Origin of the sequence: Acidovorax sp. (assembly GCF_016783915.1) — a bacterium.
In the GTDB taxonomy this organism is placed as follows: Bacteria; Pseudomonadota; Gammaproteobacteria; order Burkholderiales; family Burkholderiaceae_C; genus Acidovorax.
Genome location: NZ_JADHVT010000221.1, coordinates 1 through 5,673 on the forward strand (window position 1 = coordinate 1; position 5,673 = coordinate 5,673).

5 protein-coding genes are annotated in these 5,673 nt (G+C 68.5%); all 5 read left to right on the plus strand.

Annotation, left to right across the window (positions count from 1 at the left end):
- A partial coding sequence (locus ISS20_RS23115; RefSeq protein ID WP_291439929.1) for a hydantoinase B/oxoprolinase family protein occupies nt 1-1,155 on the plus strand: 1,155 nt, incomplete at its 5' end.
- A complete protein-coding gene (locus ISS20_RS23120; RefSeq protein ID WP_291439931.1) occupies nt 1,152-3,236 on the plus strand; it encodes a hydantoinase/oxoprolinase family protein in 2,085 nt (694 codons plus the stop codon). The genes ISS20_RS23115 and ISS20_RS23120, both read left to right, overlap by 4 nt.
- Nucleotides 3,233-3,856, plus strand: coding sequence for a cysteine hydrolase (locus ISS20_RS23125; RefSeq protein ID WP_291439933.1), 624 nt, complete (start codon nt 3,233-3,235; stop codon nt 3,854-3,856). The genes ISS20_RS23120 and ISS20_RS23125 overlap by 4 nt, the downstream gene beginning before the upstream one ends.
- An 8-nt stretch (nt 3,857-3,864) precedes the next feature.
- On the plus strand, nt 3,865-5,280 hold the full coding sequence (locus ISS20_RS23130; protein ID WP_291439935.1) for an FAD-dependent oxidoreductase: 1,416 nt from the start codon (nt 3,865-3,867) through the stop codon (nt 5,278-5,280).
- A 4-nt stretch (nt 5,281-5,284) separates the two neighbouring features.
- The coding region (locus tag ISS20_RS23135) for an isocitrate lyase/PEP mutase family protein (protein WP_291439937.1) at nt 5,285-5,673 on the plus strand (389 nt) is incomplete at its 3' end.

The window sequence follows — 5,673 nt, forward strand, 5'->3', positions numbered from 1 at the left end:
AACACCCGCCTGCCCGACAGCCTGTGGGGCGACCTGAACGGCCAGCTGGCCGCGCTGGACCTTGGCGAGCGCCGCCTTCATGACCTGCTGGACCAGTACGGCGATGCCCAGGTGCAGCAGGCCATGGGCGAGCTGCGCACGCGCGCTGTCAAGCTCATGCAGTCGCACATCGCGGCACTGCCCGACGGGCGCTACAGCTTCAGCGACATCCTGGACAACGACGGCGTGAAGGACGAGCCGCTGACCATTGCGCTCGACATGACGGTGCAGGGCGACCGCCTGACGCTCGACTTCTCGCGCACCTCACCTCAGTGCGCGGGGCCGGTCAATATCTCCCGCGCCACGGCCATTGCGGCCTGCTATGTGGCGCTCAAGCACTTGTTCCCCGATGTGCCTGCGAATGCGGGCGTGCTGGACGCGGTGGACTTTGTGCTGCCCGAGGGGCTGGTCATCAGCGCTGCGCGCCCGCGCCCCGTGGGCGGCTACACCGAGACCATCCTGCGCATGATCGATGTGATTTTCAGCGCCACCGCGCAGGCCGACCCCAAACGCGCCATGGCCCAAGCCTACGGCACTATCAACGCGCTGTCCATCGCCGGGCTGCGCACCGATGCCGCGCGCAAGGGCCAACGCTGGGTGATGTTCAGCTTCTTCGGCGGCGGCCACGGCGGGCACAGCGATGGCGATGGCCTGAGCCACGGCAACGCGCCCATCTCCACCGCCACCATCCCGCCGCTCGAAATTCTGGAGGCGGCGTACCCCGTGCGCTTCACGCAGTGGGCGTTGCGGCCCGATTCGGGTGGCGACGGCCAGCACCGGGGTGGCCTGGGCGCGATCTATGAAATCGAGCTGCTGGAGCAAGACGCTGAAGTCTTCATCTTTGGCGAGCGCGGCAAGGCCGCACCCCAGGGCATTTCGGGCGGTAGCGCCGGTTCCATGAACGTCTTCAGCTATGAAAACAATAGTGAGTGGAAGCAGCCCCCTATGCGCTCCAAGATGATCGGCATCCGCCTCAAGCAGGGCGAGCGCGTGCGCCTGGAGACCCCTGGCGGCGGTGGCTACGGCGCCCCAGCCGCGCGGGATGCGGCAGCGCGTGAGAAGGATCTGGCGATGGGCTATGTGAGCGCCAACGCCGCAACGAAAGGCAAGGCATGAGCAGCAGCAAGGTTTCGGACAAGGCTTTGAGCGAGGCGTCCTATGTGGTGGGCGTGGACGTGGGTGGCACCTTCACCGACCTGTTCGTGCTGGACGAGCGCGACGGCAGCGCCCGCATCGTCAAGGTGCCCAGCACCCGGGGCGAGGAGGCGCGAGGTTTCATGAACGGCGTGGCGCGTGTGGCCGATTCGGCCGCGCAGATCGCCACCATCGTGCACGGCACCACCGTGGGTACCAATGCGCTGCTGGAGCGCAAGGTGGCACGCACCGGCATCATCACCACCCGCGGCTTTCGCGATGTGCTGGAGATGCGCCGCCGTGACCGGCCGCAGACCTGGGGCCTGCGCGGCAGCTTCGAGCCCATCGTGCCGCGCAACCTGCGCCTGGAGGTGGACGAGCGCGTATTGGCCGATGGCACGGTGCACACCCCGGTGGATATTGAGCAGGTCAAGGCCCAGGCGCGCGCGCTGCTGGAGGCGGGCTGCGAGGCCGTCTGCGTGTTCTTCATCAACACCTATGCCAACCCGGCCAACGAACAGGCCGCCGTAGCCGCTGTGCGCAGCGTGTGGCCCAACCCGCATGTGACGGCCGCCAGCGAAGTGCTGCCCGAGATCCGCGAGTTCGAGCGCTGCTCCACCGCCACGCTCAACGCGTCCCTGCAGCCCGTGGTGGGCAGCTACCTGGAGCGGCTGGAAGGCGACCTGCGCACGCAGGGCTTTGGCGGCGAGCTGCTCATCGTGCAGAGCAACGGCGGCGTGATGTCGCGCCAGACGGCGTGCGATGTACCGGTGCGCACCGCGCTCTCGGGCCCGGCGGCGGGCGTGATTGCCTGCGCGGCCATTGCGCGTGCGGCAGGCTTTCCCGATGTGATCACGGGCGACATGGGCGGCACCTCGTTCGACGTGTCGCTGGTTGCCAAAGGCGAAGCGGCGTTGGCTGCACAAACGGCCATTGAGTTCGGCATGGTGGTGCGCTCGCCCATGATCCAGATCGAGACCATCGGCGCGGGTGGCGGCTCCATCGCCTCGGTAGACGCCAGCGGCATGCTGCAGGTGGGCCCCGAGTCGGCGGGCAGCATCCCCGGCCCGGCCTGCTATGGCCGGGGCAACACGCGCCCCACGGTGACGGACGCCAATGTGCTGCTGGGCCGTATCGCCGCCGACCGGCCCCTGGGCGGTGGCCTGCTGGCCGCCATGGACGCACAAAAGTCGCGCGACGCCATCGAGACCCATGTCGCCAAGCCCCTGGGCCTGGATGTGATGGCAGCCGCCGAAGCCATCCTCACGGTCGCCAACGCCAAGATGGCAGGCGCCGTACGCGTGGTGTCCATCGAGCGCGGGCACGACCCGCGCCAGTTTGCCTATATGCCGTTTGGCGGCGGCGGCGCGCTGCATGTGTGCGCCATGATGCGCGAGGTGGGTGTGGGAACGGGCATCGTGCCGCGCTACCCCGGCGTGACCTCGGCCCTGGGCTGCGTGATGGCCGACATGCGCCACGACGCGGTACAGACGCTGAACAAGCCCCTGGCCGACCTGGACGTGGCCGACCTGCGCCAGCGCGTGGCCACACTGGCTGCCACCTGCCAGCAGCGGCTCGATTCAGCGGGCGTGAAGTTTGTGGAAGTGCAGGAAATCATTGCGCTCGACATGCTCTACGCCGGGCAGACGCACACCGTGCAGGTGCCTGTGGCCGCCGATGCGTTGAGCCATGACGGCATCCGCGCCGCGTTCGAGGCTGCCTACCGCGCCGCCTTTGGCCGCGTGCTCGACGGCATTGCCGTGCGGGTGATGAACCTGCGCTACGCCCGTGTGGGCGTGCGCCCCAAGTTCGACCTGACGGTGTTGGCCCCGCAGACCACCACGGTGAACCCTTCCCTTGGTGTGCAGCGCGTGTTCCACGCCGGTCGCTGGTGGGACGCAGCGCGCCACGCACGCCTGGACCTGCCCGTGGGCACCCGCATCGATGGCCCGGCAATCCTGGAGCAGCCCGACACCACGGTGTGGCTGGAGCCCGGCTTCAGCGCCACCGTCGATCCGCTAGGCAATCTGCTGGTGCGGGCCGACACGGGGGGCGCGGCATGAGTCACGCTGCTATTGACCCGCGCCACACCGCGCTGGTCATCATCGACCTGCAAAACGACTTTCTGGCGCCGGATGGCGCCTATGCACGCGGCGGCGCGGTGAGCGCTGCCGCCCAGGCCTTGCCACCCCGGGTGGCAGCGGTGGCCCAGGCGCTCAAGGCGGCGGGTGGCATGGTGGTAGGCAGCCAGTTCACCCTGTGGCCCGATGCGCAGGGCGAGCCCATGGTGTCGCCCCACCTCAAGGCCTTGCGCCCGTTTCTGCGGCGCGGCGACTTTGCGCCCGGCAGCACGGGCCAGGCCCATGTACCTGAGATCGCACCGTGGGTGGACGTGTCGGTGTGCAAGGTGGCGTATTCGGCCTTCTTCAACACCCAGCTTGACTGGGTGCTGCGCCGCGCCGGCATCACCACCGCGGCGGTGTGCGGCATCGTCACCAACGGGGGCGTGGCCAGCACGGTGCGCGATGCGCACATGCGCGACTACCAAACCCTAGTGCTGTCCGACGGCTGCGCGGCTTTCAAGCAGGCAGTGCACGACACCTCGGTGGCCGACATGGCCAATGTGGCCCAGGTGCTGACCTGCGCCGATTTTGCTGCCGCTGTGGCCGCCCCTTCCGCATGAATGCGCCCATGAGCACCCCCCGCATCTGCCATGCCGAGCACCTGCCCGGCACGGTGGCGCAGGACGCCCATGTGCCGGTGCTCATCGTGGGCGGCGGTGCCTGTGGCCTCACGGCGGCGCTGATGCTGCACGACGCCGGCGTGGAATGCGCCGTGCTGGAGCGCGACGCCACACCGCTGGGCTCCTCGGCCTTGTCATCCGGCTTTATCCCCGCGCCCGGCACGCAGGCGCAGCGCACGGCGGGCATTGACGACGACAGCCCGGAGCGTTTTGCCGCTGACATCAGCGCCAAGGCCAAGGGCAGGGCGGCGCCGCACCTGGTGCAGGCCTACGCCCAGGCCATTGGACCTGCGCTGGATGCACTGCAAGCGCGCCACGGCCTGCAGTGGCAGGTGCTCGATGGATTCTTGTACCCCGGCCACAGCATGCGCCGCATGCACGCCACGCCCGAGAAAACCGGCGTGGGCCTGATGGGCCGCCTGGCCAACGCGGTGACGGCGGTCGACATTCCGCTGATCACCGAAGCCACCGTGCGCGAGCTGTGGGTCAACGCCCAGCAGCGCGTGATCGGCGTGGGGTACGAGCGGCCCGACGGCACGCTGGAGCATCTGGCCTGCGACGCACTCATCCTGGCCTGCAACGGCTTTGGCGGCAACCCGTCCATGGTGCGCGAGCTGCTGCCCGAGATGCGCGATGCGCTGTTCGCCGGCCACACCGGCAATGACGGTAGCGCCATCGCCTGGGGCCAGGCGCTGGGCGCACGGCTGGCTGACCTGGGCGGCTACCAGGGCCACGGCTCCTGGGCCATTCCGCAGGGCGCGCTGATCTCGTGGGCGCTGATGATGGAAGGCGGCATCCAGGTCAATGCGCTGGGCGAGCGCTTTCACGACGAGACACAGGGCTACTCCGAAGCCTCAGTGCATGTGCTGGCGCAACCGGGCGGCGTGGCGTGGAATGTGTTCGATGCGCCCATCCTCGCACTGGCGCGCAGCTTTCCGGACTTTGTCGATGCTGAGGCAGCCGGTGCGGTAAAGCACTGTGACAGCGTGCAGGCGCTGGCGGCATTGATTGGCTGCGAAGAATCAAAATTGATAGCAACCCTGGCAAGTATCACTAGCGCTAGCGGCCAGAACGACCACAACCGACGTGTGTTTGCCCGCCCATTGCAGGCGCCGTTCTGCGCGGTCAAGGTGACCGGCGCGCTGTTCCATACCCAGGGCGGGCTGGACATCGACGCCCAGTGCCGTGTACTGGGGCAGACCGGCCAGCCATTTCCCAATCTTTTGGCCGCAGGCGGCGCGGCCCGTGGCGTGTCGGCCGACGCGGTGTGGGGTTATCTCTCCGGCAACGGCCTGCTCAGCGCCGTGGCCGGTGGCTACATCGCTGCGCACACGGCGGCCGGGCTGAACCGTCAGAAAGTGTGAAGACATGACCCCTTCATCGTTCAAAGAACGCCTCCATGAACCCCGCGCCATCCTGGCCCCCGGCGTCTACGACGCCCTGAGCGCCCTGGTGGCCGAGCAGGCGGGCTTCGAGGCGCTGTACCTCTCAGGCGCATCGATTGCCTACACCCGCCTGGGCCGCTCCGACGTGGGCCTGACCACCTACACCGAGGTGGAAGACACCCTGGCACGCATCACCGAGCGCGTAAGCACGCCGGTCATCGTCGATGCCGACACCGGCTTTGGCAACGCACTCAACACCCAGCGCACCGTGCGCGGCTTTGAGCGTGCGGGCGCGGCAATGATCCAGATCGAGGACCAGGGCTTTCCTAAGCGCTGCGGGCACCTGGATGGCAAGACGGTGGTGCCGGTGGG

What these genes read in the sequence shown, in the direction of transcription:
- ISS20_RS23120 (WP_291439931.1), top strand. Translation starts at nt 1,152, where the DNA reads ATGAGCAGCAGCAAGGTTTCGGACAAGGCTTTGAGCGAGGCGTCCTAT.
- ISS20_RS23125 (WP_291439933.1), top strand. Translation starts at nt 3,233, where the DNA reads ATGAGTCACGCTGCTATTGACCCGCGCCACACCGCGCTGGTCATCATC.
- ISS20_RS23130 (WP_291439935.1), top strand. Translation starts at nt 3,865, where the DNA reads ATGAGCACCCCCCGCATCTGCCATGCCGAGCACCTGCCCGGCACGGTG.